This window comes from Streptomyces sp. NPDC127108, from assembly GCF_042677545.1.
Lineage (GTDB): Bacteria > Actinomycetota > Actinomycetes > Streptomycetales > Streptomycetaceae > Streptomyces.
This window is the reverse complement of sequence record NZ_JBHXTE010000009.1, coordinates 140,281-154,177: the sequence shown is the minus strand read 5'-3', so window position 1 is coordinate 154,177 and position 13,897 is coordinate 140,281. Positions and strand designations below refer to the sequence as shown.

Below are 13,897 nucleotides of genomic sequence, written 5' to 3'. Positions count from 1 at the left end.
GCCCCCACCGGGACGGAATGGCCCGGGCCCCGGGCACCCCAGCAAAGATCACCTGGCGCCGATGAAGTAAGGCGTACAGAACCACTCCACAGGAGGACCCCAGTGGCGAAGGCGAAGTTCGAGCGGACTAAGCCGCACGTCAACATCGGCACCATCGGTCACATCGACCACGGTAAGACGACCCTCACGGCCGCCATTACCAAGGTGCTGCACGACGCGTACCCCGACCTGAACGAGGCCTCGGCCTTCGACCAGATCGACAAGGCTCCCGAGGAGCGCCAGCGCGGTATCACGATCTCCATCGCGCACGTCGAGTACCAGACCGAGGCGCGTCACTACGCTCACGTCGACTGCCCCGGTCACGCCGACTACATCAAGAACATGATCACGGGTGCGGCGCAGATGGACGGCGCCATCCTCGTGGTCGCGGCCACCGACGGCCCGATGCCGCAGACCAAGGAGCACGTGCTCCTGGCCCGCCAGGTCGGCGTTCCGTACATCGTCGTCGCCCTGAACAAGGCCGACATGGTGGACGACGAGGAGATCCTGGAGCTCGTCGAGCTCGAGGTCCGTGAGCTGCTCTCCGAGTACGAGTTCCCGGGCGACGACGTCCCGGTCGTCAAGGTCTCGGCGCTCAAGGCGCTCGAGGGCGACGCCGAGTGGGGCAAGTCCGTCCTCGACCTGATGAAGGCCGTCGACGAGTCCATCCCGCAGCCCGAGCGTGACGTCGACAAGCCGTTCCTGATGCCGATCGAGGACGTCTTCACGATCACCGGTCGTGGCACCGTCGTCACCGGTCGTATCGAGCGTGGTGTCCTCAAGGTCAACGAGACCGTCGACATCATCGGCATCAAGACCGAGAAGACCACCACCACGGTCACCGGCATCGAGATGTTCCGCAAGCTGCTCGACGAGGGCCAGGCCGGTGAGAACGTCGGTCTGCTCCTCCGTGGCATCAAGCGCGAGGACGTCGAGCGCGGCCAGGTCATCATCAAGCCGGGCTCGGTCACCCCGCACACCGAGTTCGAGGCGCAGGCGTACATCCTGTCGAAGGACGAGGGTGGCCGTCACACCCCGTTCTTCAACAACTACCGCCCGCAGTTCTACTTCCGTACGACGGACGTGACCGGCGTCGTGACCCTCCCCGAGGGCACCGAGATGGTCATGCCGGGTGACAACACCGAGATGAAGGTGGAGCTCATCCAGCCCGTCGCCATGGAGGAGGGCCTGAAGTTCGCCATCCGTGAGGGTGGCCGGACCGTCGGCGCCGGCCAGGTCACCAAGATCACCAAGTAAGTACTCCTTGCTTGTTGGTCGGGGAGACCCGGCTGCTCTGAACTGAGCGCAGCAAGAGGCCCCACTCGCCATTACGGCGGGTGGGGCCTCTTGTCGTGTCCGGGCGGGGCGGGGCTGGCGCGCCGCTTGACAAGCGGCTCGATTGGCCTTCGTCGTCCCAGGTATGGCACACTGTTCAGGTTGCTCGGTTGAGTGCCGATGCTGCGCGCCTCCCGCCGGGAGGACTGGAAGCGAGTCCCACGGTACTCGTCGCCATATCTGTCGTAAGGCAGCACTGTGGCGGACGTACGGGAATCTTCCGGGAAGTGCGGCAAGGTGGCTCGACCAGGCACCCGGTGGGTTTCTTCCCCCGGACCCGCGGTCATCAGGGCCGCAGCCCCTAGCAGGGAAATCCTTCGGGAGATCTGTGTGAGCGGGACTGCGACACGCCCGACCGCGTGGGTCGGATGGAAGTAGAAAACAGGGCCTTCCGGGGGCCAGAGCGTTCGAGACAAAGGACTACTAAGTAGCCATGGCGGGACAGAAGATCCGCATCCGGCTCAAGGCCTACGACCACGAGGTCATCGACTCCTCGGCGAAGAAGATCGTCGAGACGGTGACCCGCACTGGTGCGTCGGTCGCGGGCCCGGTGCCGCTGCCCACTGAGAAGAACGTGTACTGCGTCATCAAGTCGCCGCACAAGTACAAGGACTCTCGCGAGCACTTCGAGATGCGCACGCACAAGCGCCTGATCGACATCCTCGACCCGACCCCCAAGACCGTTGACTCTCTGATGCGACTCGACCTCCCGGCCGGTGTCGACATCGAGATCAAGCTCTGAGGGCCGGTGATCTGAGAATGAGCAAGCAGATCAAGGGCATCCTGGGCGAGAAGCTCGGCATGACGCAGGTGTGGGACGAGAACAACCGCGTTGTTCCCGTCACCGTCGTCAAGGCCGGGCCCTGTGTCGTTACCCAGGTCCGTACGAATGACTCCGACGGCTACGAGTCGGTCCAGATCGCCTTCGGCGAGATCGACCCGCGCAAGGTGAACAAGCCCCTCAAGGGCCACTTCGCCAAGGCCGACGTGACCCCCCGTCGCCACCTCGTCGAGATCCGTACCGCTGACGCCAGCGAGTACACCCTCGGCCAGGAGCTGACCGCTGAGACCTTCGAGTCCGGCGTCAAGGTCGACGTGACCGGCAAGAGCAAGGGCAAGGGCTTCGCCGGTGTCATGAAGCGCCACAACTTCGGTGGCCTCGGCTCCAGCCACGGCACCCAGCGCAAGCACCGCTCGCCCGGTTCCATCGGTGGCTGCGCCACCCCGGGCCGTGTGTTCAAGGGCCTCCGCATGGCGGGCCGCATGGGCAACGAGCGGGTCACCACCCAGAACCTGACCGTTCACGCCGTTGACGCGGAGAAGGGCCTGCTCCTCATCAAGGGAGCGGTTCCCGGTCCGAACGGCGGCCTCGTCCTGGTCCGTACCGCGGCCAAGGGGGCTTGAGGAACCGATGAGCACCATTGACATCCTTTCGCCGGCAGGCGACAAGGCCGGGACCGTCGAGCTCCCCGCGGAGATCTTCGACGTCGAGAAGGTCAGCATCCCGCTGATCCACCAGGTCGTTGTCGCCCAGCTGGCCGCTGCCCGTCAGGGCACGCACAAGACCAAGACCCGTGGCGAAGTCCGCGGTGGTGGCAAGAAGCCGTACCGCCAGAAGGGCACCGGCCGCGCCCGTCAGGGCTCGACCCGCGCTCCGCAGTTCGCCGGCGGTGGCGTCGTCCACGGCCCCGTGCCGCGTGACTACTCGCAGCGGACCCCGAAGAAGATGAAGGCCGCGGCCCTGCGCCACGCCCTCACCGACCGGGCGCGCAACGCTCGCATCCACGTCGTCTCCGGCGTGATCGAGGGCGAGACGCCTTCCACCAAGGCCGCGAAGAGCCTGCTCGGCAAGATCAGTGAGCGCAAGAACGTGCTCCTGGTCATCGAGCGCTCGGACGAGGCAGCGCTGCTGTCCGCCCGCAACCTGCCCCAGGTCCACATCCTGGAGCCGGGCCAGCTCAACACGTACGACGTTCTCGTCTCGGACGACGTGGTCTTCACCCAGGCCGCGCTGGAGTCCTTCGTGTCTGGCCCCAAGGCCGCTGACACCGAAGGGAGCGAGGCCTGATGGCTATCCGTCACCCCGCTATCGCCTCGAAGGCGGCCAAGGCCGCCAAGGCCGCGCGCGTCGCCAAGGCGCGTCGCCACGCCGCCGAGGGCAAGAACACCGTTGAGACGCCGCTGAGCAAGAGCTTCACGGACCCCCGTGACGTCCTCATCAAGCCGGTCGTCTCGGAGAAGAGCTACGCGCTGCTCGACGAGGGCAAGTACACCTTCGTCGTCGCGCCGGGCGCCAACAAGACCCAGATCAAGCAGGCCGTCGAGGCGGTCTTCTCGGTCAAGGTCACCGGCGTCAACACGCTCAACCGCCAGGGCAAGCGCAAGCGCACCCGCACCGGTTTCGGCAAGCGTGCCGACTCCAAGCGCGCGATCGTGACCCTCGCTGAGGGCGACCGTATCGACATCTTCGGCCAGGCCTCCTAACGGAGCGCCCTGGTCCGAATATCGGACGAGGACTGAGAAATGGGAATCCGCAAGTACAAGCCGACGACGCCGGGCCGCCGTGGCTCCTCCGTCGCCGACTTCGTCGAGGTCACGCGGTCCACGCCGGAGAAGTCGCTGGTCCGCCCGCTGCACAGCAAGGGCGGCCGTAACAACGCCGGTCGTGTGACCGTTCGCCACCAGGGTGGCGGACACAAGCGCGCCTACCGCGTGATCGACTTCCGTCGTCACGACAAGGACGGCGTGCCGGCGAAGGTCGCGCACATCGAGTACGACCCGAACCGCACCGCGCGCATCGCGCTGCTGCACTACGCAGACGGCGAGAAGCGCTACATCATCGCTCCGCGCGGCCTGTCGCAGGGTGACCGGATTGAGAACGGCCCTGGCGCCGACATCAAGCCCGGCAACAACCTCGCGCTCCGCAACATCCCGGTCGGTACCACGATCCACGCGATCGAGCTCCGTCCGGGCGGTGGCGCCAAGTTCGCCCGCTCCGCGGGTGCCTCCGTGCAGCTGCTGGCGAAGGAGGGCTCGATGGCCCACCTTCGTATGCCGTCCGGTGAGATCCGCCTGGTCGACGTGCGCTGCCGCGCCACGGTCGGCGAGGTCGGCAACGCCGAGCAGTCGAACATCAACTGGGGCAAGGCCGGCCGCATGCGCTGGAAGGGCGTCCGCCCGACCGTGCGTGGTGTCGTGATGAACCCGGTTGACCACCCCCACGGTGGTGGCGAGGGCAAGACCTCGGGTGGTCGTCACCCGGTGTCGCCCTGGGGCAAGAAGGAAATGCGTACTCGTGATCGCAACAAGGCGAGCAACAAGTACATCGTCCGCCGCCGCAAGACGAACAAGAAGCGCTAAGGACGGGTTGAGATGCCTCGTAGTCTGAAGAAGGGGCCCTTCGTCGACGACCACCTGATCAAGAAGGTGGACGCCCAGAACGAAGCAGGCACCAAAAACGTCATCAAGACCTGGTCCCGACGCTCGATGATCGTGCCGGCCATGCTTGGCCACACGCTCGCGGTGCACAACGGCAAGACCCACATCCCGGTGTTCGTCACCGAGTCGATGGTCGGCCACAAGCTCGGCGAGTTCTCGCCGACCCGCACCTTCCGCGGCCACGTCAAGGACGACCGCAAGTCGAAGCGCCGCTAAGCGGGGTGTGAACGACTGTGACTAACACCGAAGGGACAACCATGGAAGCCAGGGCCCAGGCGCGGTACATCCGCGTCACGCCCATGAAGGCCCGCCGCGTGGTGGACCTCATCCGTGGCATGGATGCCACGGAGGCTCAGGCGGTCCTGCGTTTCGCCCCGCAGGCCGCGAGCGTGCCGGTTGGCAAGGTGCTGGACAGCGCCATCGCCAACGCTGCACACAACTACGACCACACGGACGCTTCGTCGCTGTTCATCAGCGAGGCGTTCGTCGATGAGGGCCCGACCCTGAAGCGGTTCCGTCCGCGCGCCCAGGGCCGTGCCTACCGGATCCGTAAGCGGACCAGCCACATCACCGTGGTCGTCAGCAGCAAGGAAGGAACCCGGTAATGGGCCAGAAGGTAAACCCGCACGGGTTCCGGCTCGGTGTCACGACGGACTTCAAGTCCCGTTGGTACGCCGACAAGCTGTACAAGGACTACGTCAAGGAAGACGTCGCCATCCGTCGGATGATGACGTCCGGCATGGAGCGCGCCGGCATCTCGAAGGTGGAGATCGAGCGCACCCGTGACCGCGTGCGTGTGGACATCCACACCGCTCGTCCCGGCATCGTCATCGGCCGCCGTGGCGCCGAGGCCGACCGCATCCGCGGTGACCTCGAGAAGCTCACGGGCAAGCAGGTCCAGCTGAACATCCTCGAGGTCAAGAACCCCGAGACGGACGCTCAGCTCGTGGCCCAGGCCGTCGCGGAGCAGCTGTCCTCCCGTGTCTCCTTCCGTCGTGCCATGCGCAAGAGCATGCAGTCGGCGATGAAGGCGGGCGCCAAGGGCATCAAGATCCAGTGCGGTGGCCGTCTCGGCGGCGCCGAGATGTCCCGCTCGGAGTTCTACCGCGAGGGCCGTGTGCCCCTGCACACGCTCCGCGCGAACGTGGACTACGGCTTCTTCGAGGCCAAGACGACCTTCGGCCGCATCGGCGTGAAGGTCTGGATCTACAAGGGCGACGTCAAGAACATCGCCGAGGTCCGCGCCGAGAACGCCGCTGCCCGCGCCGGCAACCGCCCGGCCCGTGGTGGCAACGACCGCCCGGCCCGTGGTGGCCGTGGTGGCGAGCGTGGCGGTCGCGGTCGCAAGCCGCAGCAGCAGTCCGCGCCGGCTGCCGAGGCCCCCAAGGCCGAGGCTCCCGCCGCCGCTGCCGCTCCGGCTGAGAGCACCGGAACGGAGGCCTGACCGAAATGCTGATCCCCCGTAGGGTCAAGCACCGCAAGCAGCACCACCCCAAGCGCCGCGGTATGGCCAAGGGTGGTACGACGGTTGCGTTCGGCGAGTACGGCATCCAGGCCATGACTCCGGCGTACGTGACCAACCGCCAGATCGAGGCGGCTCGTATCGCGATGACCCGCCACATCAAGCGTGGCGGCAAGGTCTGGATCAACATCTACCCGGACCGCCCGCTGACGAAGAAGCCCGCCGAGACCCGCATGGGTTCCGGTAAGGGTTCGCCCGAGTGGTGGGTCGCCAACGTGCACCCGGGCCGGGTCATGTTCGAGCTGTCCTACCCGAACGAGAAGATTGCGCGTGAGGCTCTGACTCGTGCGGCCCACAAGCTGCCGATGAAGTGCCGGATCGTCAAGCGCGAGGCAGGTGAAGCGTGATGTCGGCCGGTACCAAGGCGTCCGAGCTCCGCGAGCTGGGCAACGAGGAGCTCCTCAACAAGCTCCGCGAGGCCAAGGAAGAGCTGTTCAACCTCCGCTTCCAGGCGGCGACGGGTCAGCTCGAGAACCACGGTCGGCTGAAGGCCGTCCGTAAGGACATCGCGCGGATCTACACCCTGATGCGTGAGCGCGAGCTGGGCATCGAGACGGTGGAGAGCGCCTGATGAGCGAGAGCAACGTGACTGAAGAGACGAAGGCCGCCCGCGGCTTCCGCAAGACCCGTGAGGGTCTGGTCGTCAGCGACAAGATGGACAAGACCGTCGTCGTCGCTGTCGAGGACCGCGTCAAGCACGCGCTGTACGGCAAGGTCATCCGCCGTACGAACAAGCTCAAGGCGCACGACGAGCAGAACGCTGCCGGCGTCGGCGACCGCGTCCTCCTGATGGAGACGCGTCCGCTGTCGGCGACCAAGCGCTGGCGCGTCGTCGAGATCCTCGAGAAGGCCAAGTAGGTAATTCCCGCAAGGGAATTCCCAATAGTTCCGTCCGAGGGGGTTTCCCCTCGGATCAGTTCCGCCAGGCTCGGCAGGGGCCCGACTCCCTGGAGTGAAGCCCCTGCCGGGAACCGGCAGACAAACAGGAGATAGACGTGATCCAGCAGGAGTCGCGACTTCGCGTCGCCGACAACACGGGTGCGAAGGAAATCCTCACCATCCGTGTTCTCGGTGGCTCGGGTCGCCGCTACGCGGGCATCGGTGACGTCATCGTCGCCACCGTCAAGGACGCAATCCCCGGTGGCAACGTGAAGAAGGGTGACGTCGTCAAGGCGGTCATCGTTCGCACCGTCAAGGAGCGCCGCCGTCCGGACGGCTCGTACATCCGCTTCGACGAGAACGCCGCCGTCATTCTGAAGAACGACGGCGACCCTCGCGGCACCCGCATCTTCGGCCCGGTCGGCCGTGAGCTGCGCGAGAAGAAGTTCATGAAGATCATCTCGCTCGCGCCGGAGGTGCTGTAAGCATGAAGATCAAGAAGGGCGACCTGGTCCAGGTCATCACCGGTAAGGACAAGGGCAAGCAGGGCAAGGTCATTGCCGCTTACCCGCGCGAGGAGCGCGTCCTGGTCGAGGGTGTCAACCGGGTCAAGAAGCACACGAAGGCCGGCCCGACCGCCAGCGGCTCCCAGGCCGGCGGCATCGTGACCACCGAGGCCCCCGTCCATGTCTCCAACGTCCAGCTGGTCGTGGAGAAGGACGGCAACAAGGTCGTCACGCGCGTCGGTTACCGCTTCGACGACGAGGGCAACAAGATCCGCGTTGCCAAGCGGACGGGTGAGGACATCTGATGACGACCACCACCACTCCGCGTCTCAAGACGAAGTACCGCGAGGAAATCAAGGGCAAGCTGCAGGAAGAGTTCTCGTACGAGAACGTCATGCAGGTTCCCGGCCTCGTCAAGATCGTGGTCAACATGGGTGTCGGCGACGCCGCCCGTGACTCCAAGCTCATGGACGGTGCCGTCCGTGACCTGACCACGATCACCGGTCAGAAGCCGGCCATCACCAAGGCCCGGAAGTCCATCGCGCAGTTCAAGCTGCGTGAGGGTCAGCCGATCGGTGCCCACGTCACGCTCCGTGGCGACCGCATGTGGGAGTTCCTGGACCGCACCCTGTCGCTCGCGCTGCCGCGCATCCGCGACTTCCGTGGTCTGTCCCCCAAGCAGTTCGACGGCCGTGGCAACTACACCTTCGGTCTCACCGAGCAGGTCATGTTCCACGAGATCGACCAGGACAAGATCGACCGCGTCCGGGGTATGGACATCACCGTGGTGACCACGGCGACCAACGACGCCGAAGGCCGTGCCCTTCTCCGTCACCTCGGCTTCCCCTTCAAGGAGGCGTAAGCGAGATGGCGAAGAAGGCTCTGATTGCCAAGGCTGCTCGTAAGCCCAAGTTCGGTGTGCGTGCCTACACCCGCTGCCAGCGCTGCGGCCGCCCGCACTCCGTGTACCGCAAGTTCGGCCTCTGCCGCGTGTGCCTTCGTGAGATGGCTCACCGTGGCGAGCTGCCGGGCGTGACCAAGAGCTCCTGGTAAACCCCTAGTTGGGATTACCGGACGCTCTCGGTAAGCAATGAGGTTGGTGGGTGGCCCACCGCACATGCCTTAGGCTTGTGTGGTTGGGCGCCTGCCGCCCTCGTACGACTTACTACGCCGTAGGTCCCCGCGCCGCACCCGTCCCGCCACTGAGTGGGGAGAGGGATGGCGCATACAGGAAACCCCGGCGAGAGAGGCCGAAGGCCAATTCATGACCATGACTGATCCGATCGCAGACATGCTTACGCGTCTGCGGAACGCGAACTCGGCGTACCACGACTCCGTGGCGATGCCGCACAGCAAGATCAAGTCGCACATCGCGGAGATCCTCCAGCAGGAGGGCTTCATCACGGGCTGGAAGGTCGAGGACGCCGAGGTCGGCAAGAACCTCGTTCTCGAGCTCAAGTTCGGTCCGAACCGTGAGCGCTCCATCGCGGGCATCAAGCGGATCTCGAAGCCGGGTCTGCGCGTGTACGCGAAGTCCACCAACCTGCCGAAGGTGCTCGGCGGCCTGGGCGTGGCGATCATCTCCACGTCGCACGGTCTGCTCACCGGCCAGCAGGCGGGCAAGAAGGGCGTGGGTGGGGAAGTCCTCGCCTACGTCTGGTAGCGGAAGGGAACGGAGGAAACAGCTATGTCGCGTATTGGCAAGCTCCCCATCACGGTTCCCGCCGGCGTGGACGTCACCATCGACGGGCAGACGGTCTCGGTGAAGGGCCCCAAGGGCACCCTGAACCACACCGTTGTCGCGCCGATCGAGATCGCTAAGGGCGAGGACGGCGTTCTGAACGTCACCCGTCCCAACGACGAGCGTCAGAACAAGGCCCTTCACGGCCTGTCCCGCACGCTGGTGGCGAACATGATCACCGGTGTGACCCAGGGTTACGTGAAGAAGCTCGAGATCAGCGGTGTCGGTTACCGCGTCCTGGCGAAGGGCTCCAACCTGGAGTTCTCGCTCGGCTACAGCCACCCGATCCTGATCGAGGCGCCCGAGGGCATCTCGTTCAAGGTCGAGTCGCCGACCAAGTTCTCGGTCGAGGGCATCGACAAGCAGAAGGTCGGCGAGGTTGCGGCCAACATCCGCAAGCTGCGCAAGCCTGACCCGTACAAGGCCAAGGGCGTCAAGTACGAGGGCGAAGTCATCCGCCGCAAGGTCGGAAAGGCGGGTAAGTAAGCCATGGCATACGGTGTCAAGATTGCTAAGGGCGACGCTTACAAGCGTGCTGCCATCAAGCGCCGTCACATTCGTATCCGGAAGCACATCTCCGGTACGGCCGAGCGTCCGCGCCTGGTCGTGACGCGCTCCAACCGCAACATCGTCGCCCAGGTGATCGACGACGTGAAGGGTCACACCCTCGCGTCGGCGTCCACCCTGGACGCGTCGATCCGCGGTGGCGAGGGCGACAAGTCCGCGCAGGCCAAGCAGGTCGGCGCCCTGGTCGCCGAGCGCGCCAAGGCCGCCGGCGTCGAGGCTGTCGTGTTCGACCGTGGTGGTAACCAGTACGCCGGGCGCATCGCCGCCCTGGCGGACGCCGCCCGCGAAGCCGGGCTCAAGTTCTGAGGCCCCGTCGCGCAGCGACTGATGTCACTGCGTAGCTAGCGGAAAAGAGAGAGGTAATCCAATGGCTGGACCCCAGCGCCGTGGAAGCGGTGCCGGTGGCGGCGAGCGGCGGGACCGGAAGGGCCGTGACGGTGGCGCTGCCGCCGCCGAGAAGACCGCATATGTTGAGCGCGTCGTCGCGATCAACCGCGTCGCCAAGGTTGTGAAGGGTGGTCGTCGCTTCAGCTTCACCGCGCTTGTCGTGGTGGGCGACGGTGACGGCACCGTGGGTGTCGGTTACGGCAAGGCCAAGGAGGTGCCGGCCGCCATCGCCAAGGGTGTTGAGGAGGCCAAGAAGCACTTCTTCAAGGTCCCCCGTATCCAGGGCACCATCCCGCACCCCATCCAGGGTGAGAAGGCCGCGGGCGTCGTCCTGCTGAAGCCTGCTTCCCCCGGTACCGGTGTTATCGCCGGTGGCCCGGTGCGTGCCGTGCTCGAGTGCGCCGGCGTTCACGACATCCTGTCGAAGTCCCTGGGCTCCGACAACGCGATCAACATCGTGCACGCGACCGTGGCGGCCCTCAAGGGCCTGCAGCGTCCCGAGGAGATCGCGGCCCGCCGCGGTCTGCCCCTCGAGGACGTCGCCCCCGCGGCTCTCCTGCGTGCGCGTGCGGGAGCGGGTGCGTAATCATGGCTCAGCTCAAGATCACGCAGACGAAGTCGTACATCGGTAGCAAGCAGAACCACCGCGACACCCTGCGCTCCCTTGGTCTCAAGGGCATCAACACGCAGGTCGTCAAGGAGGATCGTCCCGAGTTCCGCGGCATGGTGCACACCGTCCGCCACCTCGTGACGGTCGAGGAGGTCGACTGATCATGGCGGAGAACAACCCGCTCAAGATCCACAACCTCCGTCCCGCCCCCGGTGCCAAGACCGCGAAGACCCGTGTCGGTCGTGGTGAGGCGTCGAAGGGTAAGACGGCCGGTCGTGGTACCAAGGGCACCAAGGCCCGTTACCAGGTTCCGGAGCGCTTCGAGGGTGGGCAGATGCCCCTCCACATGCGTCTCCCGAAGCTCAAGGGCTTCAAGAACCCGTTCAAGACCGAGTTCCAGGTCGTCAACCTGGACAAGCTCGCCTCCCTCTACCCCGAGGGTGGCGAGGTCACGGTGGCCGACCTGGTCGCCAAGGGCGCCGTTCGCAAGAACAGCCTTGTCAAGGTCCTCGGCCAGGGTGAGATCACCGTGGCGCTGCAGGTGACGGTTGACGCCGTCTCCGGCTCCGCCAAGGAGAAGATCACCGCCGCCGGCGGTACCGTCACCGAGCTCGTCTGAATTTCCCAGGCGTCTCGATGACTTGAGCGATCCCAACCGGGGATGCCCCACAAAAGGGGCATCCCCGGTTGGTCGTTCCAAGGGGGGCACGGTCGCCGGTAAGGTGGCGTGCACTGTTACTTTCCGCGCGGTCTGTCCTCGCGACAGGGCGTGCGGTTCTTGCCTGTTTCTAGTCGTTACGTACTTATCCGTCGGACTCACCACCGTCACCTCTGACGCAGTAGCGCGGGGGTCGCAGGAGGCACCGTGCTCACCGCGTTCGCCCGGGCGTTCAAGACGCCCGACCTGCGCAAGAAGCTGCTCTTTACGCTCGGCATCATCGTGATCTACCGGCTCGGTACGCACGTACCGATTCCCGGCATCAACTACAAGAACGTCCAGACCTGTATCGACGCGGCCAATGCCAACCAGGGCCTGTTCGGTCTGGTCAATATGTTCAGTGGTGGCGCGCTTCTTCAGATCACGATCTTCGCGCTCGGCATCATGCCGTACATCACGGCGAGCATCATCCTGCAGCTCTTGACCGTGGTGATCCCGCGCCTGGAAGCCCTCAAGAAGGAGGGCCAGGCCGGCACGGCCAAGATCACGCAGTACACGCGCTACCTGACCATCGCGCTCGCCATCCTGCAGGGCACCGGCCTCGTCGCCACCGCCCGCACCGGCACGCTGTTCAGCGGCTGCCCGGTCGCCAGCGAGATCGTTCCTGACCAGTCGATCTTCGTGACCATCACGATGGTGCTCACCATGACCGCGGGCACCGCCTGTGTGATGTGGCTCGGCGAGCTCATCACCGACCGCGGCATCGGCAACGGCATGTCGATCCTGATGTTCATCTCGATCGCCGCGACCTTCCCCGCCGCCCTCTGGGGCATCAAGAAGCAGGGTGACCTGGCCGGCGGCTGGATCGAGTTCGGCACCGTGATCCTGGTCGGTCTGTTCATGGTCGGCCTGGTCGTCTTCGTCGAGCAGGCACAGCGCCGCATCCCGGTGCAGTACGCGAAGCGCATGATCGGCCGCCGGTCCTACGGCGGTACGTCGACGTACATCCCGCTGAAGGTCAACCAGGCGGGCATCATCCCTGTGATCTTCGCCTCGTCACTGCTCTACATTCCGGCTCTCGTCGCCCAGTTCGCGGGTGGTCAGTCGAGTTGGAAGACCTGGATCGAGCAGAACCTGACCAAGGGTGACCACCCGATTTACATCGTCACCTACTTCGTCCTCATCGTCTTCTTCGCCTTCTTCTACGTGGCGATCTCCTTCAACCCGGAGGAAGTCGCGGACAACATGAAGAAGTATGGTGGCTTCATCCCGGGCATCCGGGCTGGCCGACCGACCGCTGAGTACTTGAGCTACGTACTCAACCGGATCACGTGGCCGGGCTCGCTGTATCTGGGTCTGATCGCTCTTGTGCCAACGATGGCGTTGGTGGGCTTCGGCGCGAACCAGAACTTCCCGTTCGGCGGGACGAGCATCCTCATCATCGTGGGTGTGGGTCTGGAGACCGTGAAGCAGATCGAGAGCCAGCTCCAGCAGCGCAACTACGAAGGGTTCCTCCGCTGATGCGTATCGTCCTAGTCGGGCCGCCCGGTGCCGGCAAGGGAACGCAGGCCGCGTTCCTTGCCAAGAACCTGTCGATCCCGCACATCTCCACGGGCGACCTCTTCAGGGCCAACATCAGTCAGCAGACCGAGCTCGGCAAGCTGGCCAAGTCCTACATGGACGCCGGCAACCTGGTCCCCGACGAGGTCACCATCGGGATGGCCAAGGACCGCATGGCGCAGCCCGACGCGGAGAACGGCTTCCTCCTCGACGGCTTCCCGCGGAACGTGTCGCAGGCCGAGGCGCTCGACGTGGCCCTCAAGGCCGACGACGTGAAGCTCGACGCCGTCCTGGACCTCGAGGTCCCCGAGGACGAGGTCGTCAAGCGGATCGCGGGCCGTCGCATCTGCCGCAAGGACTCCAGCCACGTCTTCCACGTGACGTACTCCAAGCCGAAGCAGGAAGGCGTCTGCGACGTCTGCGGCGGCCAGCTGTACCAGCGCGAGGACGACAGCGAGGACACCGTCCGCAAGCGCCTCGAGGTCTACCACACGCAGACCGAGCCGATCATCGACTACTACCGGACCCAGGGTCTGGTCGTCACGATCTCCGCGCTCGGCAAGGTGGACGAGGTCACGAAGCGCGCGATGGCCGCCCTCCAGGGCGACGCGTAGTCATCAGCACGTCGCTTCGGCCGCGGTGCCCGTCATGGGCG

Annotated in this window: 24 protein-coding genes; all 24 read left to right on the top strand. The window is 65.5% G+C overall.

Annotated elements, in window-relative coordinates; all coding sequences use genetic code 11:
• The first annotated feature begins 102 nt into the window (after positions 1-102).
• Positions 103-1,296: an elongation factor Tu gene (gene tuf / locus ACFVHO_RS10110; RefSeq protein ID WP_030359024.1), complete on the top strand. Its 1,194-nt coding sequence runs from the start codon at positions 103-105 to the stop codon at positions 1,294-1,296.
• A gap of 511 nt (positions 1,297-1,807) precedes the next feature.
• Positions 1,808-2,116, top strand: coding sequence for a 30S ribosomal protein S10 (rpsJ, locus tag ACFVHO_RS10105; RefSeq protein ID WP_003948644.1), 309 nt, complete (start codon positions 1,808-1,810; stop codon positions 2,114-2,116).
• Positions 2,117-2,133: 17 nt separating this feature from the next.
• On the top strand, positions 2,134-2,778 hold the full coding sequence (rplC, locus tag ACFVHO_RS10100; RefSeq protein ID WP_385712045.1) for a 50S ribosomal protein L3: 645 nt from the start codon (positions 2,134-2,136) through the stop codon (positions 2,776-2,778).
• A 7-nt stretch (positions 2,779-2,785) separates the two neighbouring features.
• Positions 2,786-3,442, top strand: a complete 657-nt coding sequence (rplD, locus tag ACFVHO_RS10095; protein ID WP_030359022.1) for a 50S ribosomal protein L4 — start codon at positions 2,786-2,788, stop codon at positions 3,440-3,442.
• Positions 3,442-3,858, top strand: a complete 417-nt coding sequence (rplW, locus tag ACFVHO_RS10090; RefSeq protein ID WP_030359021.1) for a 50S ribosomal protein L23 — start codon at positions 3,442-3,444, stop codon at positions 3,856-3,858. The genes rplD and rplW overlap by 1 nt, the downstream gene beginning before the upstream one ends.
• A gap of 39 nt (positions 3,859-3,897) precedes the next feature.
• A complete protein-coding gene (rplB, locus tag ACFVHO_RS10085) occupies positions 3,898-4,734 on the top strand; it encodes a 50S ribosomal protein L2 (protein WP_016645178.1) in 837 nt (278 codons plus the stop codon).
• Between the two features lie 12 nt (positions 4,735-4,746).
• Positions 4,747-5,028 (top strand): 30S ribosomal protein S19, encoded by a 282-nt coding sequence (rpsS, locus tag ACFVHO_RS10080; protein WP_003992359.1) that lies wholly within the window; start codon positions 4,747-4,749, stop codon positions 5,026-5,028.
• A gap of 41 nt (positions 5,029-5,069) precedes the next feature.
• Positions 5,070-5,417 carry a 50S ribosomal protein L22 gene (gene rplV, locus ACFVHO_RS10075; protein ID WP_030359020.1) on the top strand — a complete coding sequence of 116 codons (348 nt, stop codon included), beginning with the start codon at positions 5,070-5,072 and terminating at the stop codon, positions 5,415-5,417.
• Positions 5,417-6,256, top strand: coding sequence for a 30S ribosomal protein S3 (gene rpsC / locus ACFVHO_RS10070; RefSeq protein WP_087885483.1), 840 nt, complete (start codon positions 5,417-5,419; stop codon positions 6,254-6,256). The genes rplV and rpsC overlap by 1 nt, the downstream gene beginning before the upstream one ends.
• A 5-nt stretch (positions 6,257-6,261) precedes the next feature.
• Positions 6,262-6,681 carry a 50S ribosomal protein L16 gene (gene rplP / locus ACFVHO_RS10065; RefSeq protein ID WP_005313579.1) on the top strand — a complete coding sequence of 140 codons (420 nt, stop codon included), beginning with the start codon at positions 6,262-6,264 and terminating at the stop codon, positions 6,679-6,681.
• Positions 6,681-6,905, top strand: a complete 225-nt coding sequence (gene rpmC, locus ACFVHO_RS10060) for a 50S ribosomal protein L29 (RefSeq protein ID WP_010036720.1) — start codon at positions 6,681-6,683, stop codon at positions 6,903-6,905. Before rplP ends, rpmC begins: the two co-directional genes overlap by 1 nt.
• Complete coding sequence (gene rpsQ / locus ACFVHO_RS10055; protein WP_030039759.1) at positions 6,905-7,192, top strand: 30S ribosomal protein S17; 288 nt, start codon at positions 6,905-6,907, stop codon at positions 7,190-7,192. The genes rpmC and rpsQ overlap by 1 nt, the downstream gene beginning before the upstream one ends.
• 137 nt (positions 7,193-7,329) lie before the next feature.
• Entirely contained in the window at positions 7,330-7,698 is a 369-nt protein-coding gene (gene rplN / locus ACFVHO_RS10050) for a 50S ribosomal protein L14 (protein WP_003974257.1), read from the top strand.
• A 2-nt stretch (positions 7,699-7,700) separates the two neighbouring features.
• Positions 7,701-8,024: a 50S ribosomal protein L24 gene (gene rplX / locus ACFVHO_RS10045; RefSeq protein WP_030685463.1), complete on the top strand. Its 324-nt coding sequence runs from the start codon at positions 7,701-7,703 to the stop codon at positions 8,022-8,024.
• Entirely contained in the window at positions 8,024-8,581 is a 558-nt protein-coding gene (gene rplE / locus ACFVHO_RS10040) for a 50S ribosomal protein L5 (RefSeq protein ID WP_385712040.1), read from the top strand. The genes rplX and rplE overlap by 1 nt, the downstream gene beginning before the upstream one ends.
• 5 nt (positions 8,582-8,586) lie before the next feature.
• Complete coding sequence (locus tag ACFVHO_RS10035; RefSeq protein WP_003956452.1) at positions 8,587-8,772, top strand: type Z 30S ribosomal protein S14; 186 nt, start codon at positions 8,587-8,589, stop codon at positions 8,770-8,772.
• A 211-nt stretch (positions 8,773-8,983) separates the two neighbouring features.
• Positions 8,984-9,382: a 30S ribosomal protein S8 gene (gene rpsH / locus ACFVHO_RS10030; protein WP_030359017.1), complete on the top strand. Its 399-nt coding sequence runs from the start codon at positions 8,984-8,986 to the stop codon at positions 9,380-9,382.
• Positions 9,383-9,406: 24 nt separating this feature from the next.
• Positions 9,407-9,946, top strand: a complete 540-nt coding sequence (gene rplF, locus ACFVHO_RS10025; protein ID WP_030359016.1) for a 50S ribosomal protein L6 — start codon at positions 9,407-9,409, stop codon at positions 9,944-9,946.
• A 3-nt stretch (positions 9,947-9,949) separates the two neighbouring features.
• Positions 9,950-10,333 (top strand): 50S ribosomal protein L18, encoded by a 384-nt coding sequence (gene rplR / locus ACFVHO_RS10020; RefSeq protein ID WP_037664020.1) that lies wholly within the window; start codon positions 9,950-9,952, stop codon positions 10,331-10,333.
• A gap of 61 nt (positions 10,334-10,394) precedes the next feature.
• On the top strand, positions 10,395-11,000 hold the full coding sequence (gene rpsE / locus ACFVHO_RS10015) for a 30S ribosomal protein S5 (protein WP_005313527.1): 606 nt from the start codon (positions 10,395-10,397) through the stop codon (positions 10,998-11,000).
• A 2-nt stretch (positions 11,001-11,002) separates the two neighbouring features.
• On the top strand, positions 11,003-11,185 hold the full coding sequence (gene rpmD / locus ACFVHO_RS10010; RefSeq protein WP_005481207.1) for a 50S ribosomal protein L30: 183 nt from the start codon (positions 11,003-11,005) through the stop codon (positions 11,183-11,185).
• Between the two features lie 2 nt (positions 11,186-11,187).
• Positions 11,188-11,643 (top strand): 50S ribosomal protein L15, encoded by a 456-nt coding sequence (gene rplO, locus ACFVHO_RS10005; protein ID WP_289946941.1) that lies wholly within the window; start codon positions 11,188-11,190, stop codon positions 11,641-11,643.
• A 246-nt stretch (positions 11,644-11,889) separates the two neighbouring features.
• Positions 11,890-13,203 (top strand): preprotein translocase subunit SecY, encoded by a 1,314-nt coding sequence (gene secY, locus ACFVHO_RS10000; protein WP_385712037.1) that lies wholly within the window; start codon positions 11,890-11,892, stop codon positions 13,201-13,203.
• On the top strand, positions 13,203-13,856 hold the full coding sequence (locus ACFVHO_RS09995) for an adenylate kinase (protein ID WP_385712036.1): 654 nt from the start codon (positions 13,203-13,205) through the stop codon (positions 13,854-13,856). Before secY ends, ACFVHO_RS09995 begins: the two co-directional genes overlap by 1 nt.
• The last annotated feature ends 41 nt before the right edge of the window (positions 13,857-13,897 follow it).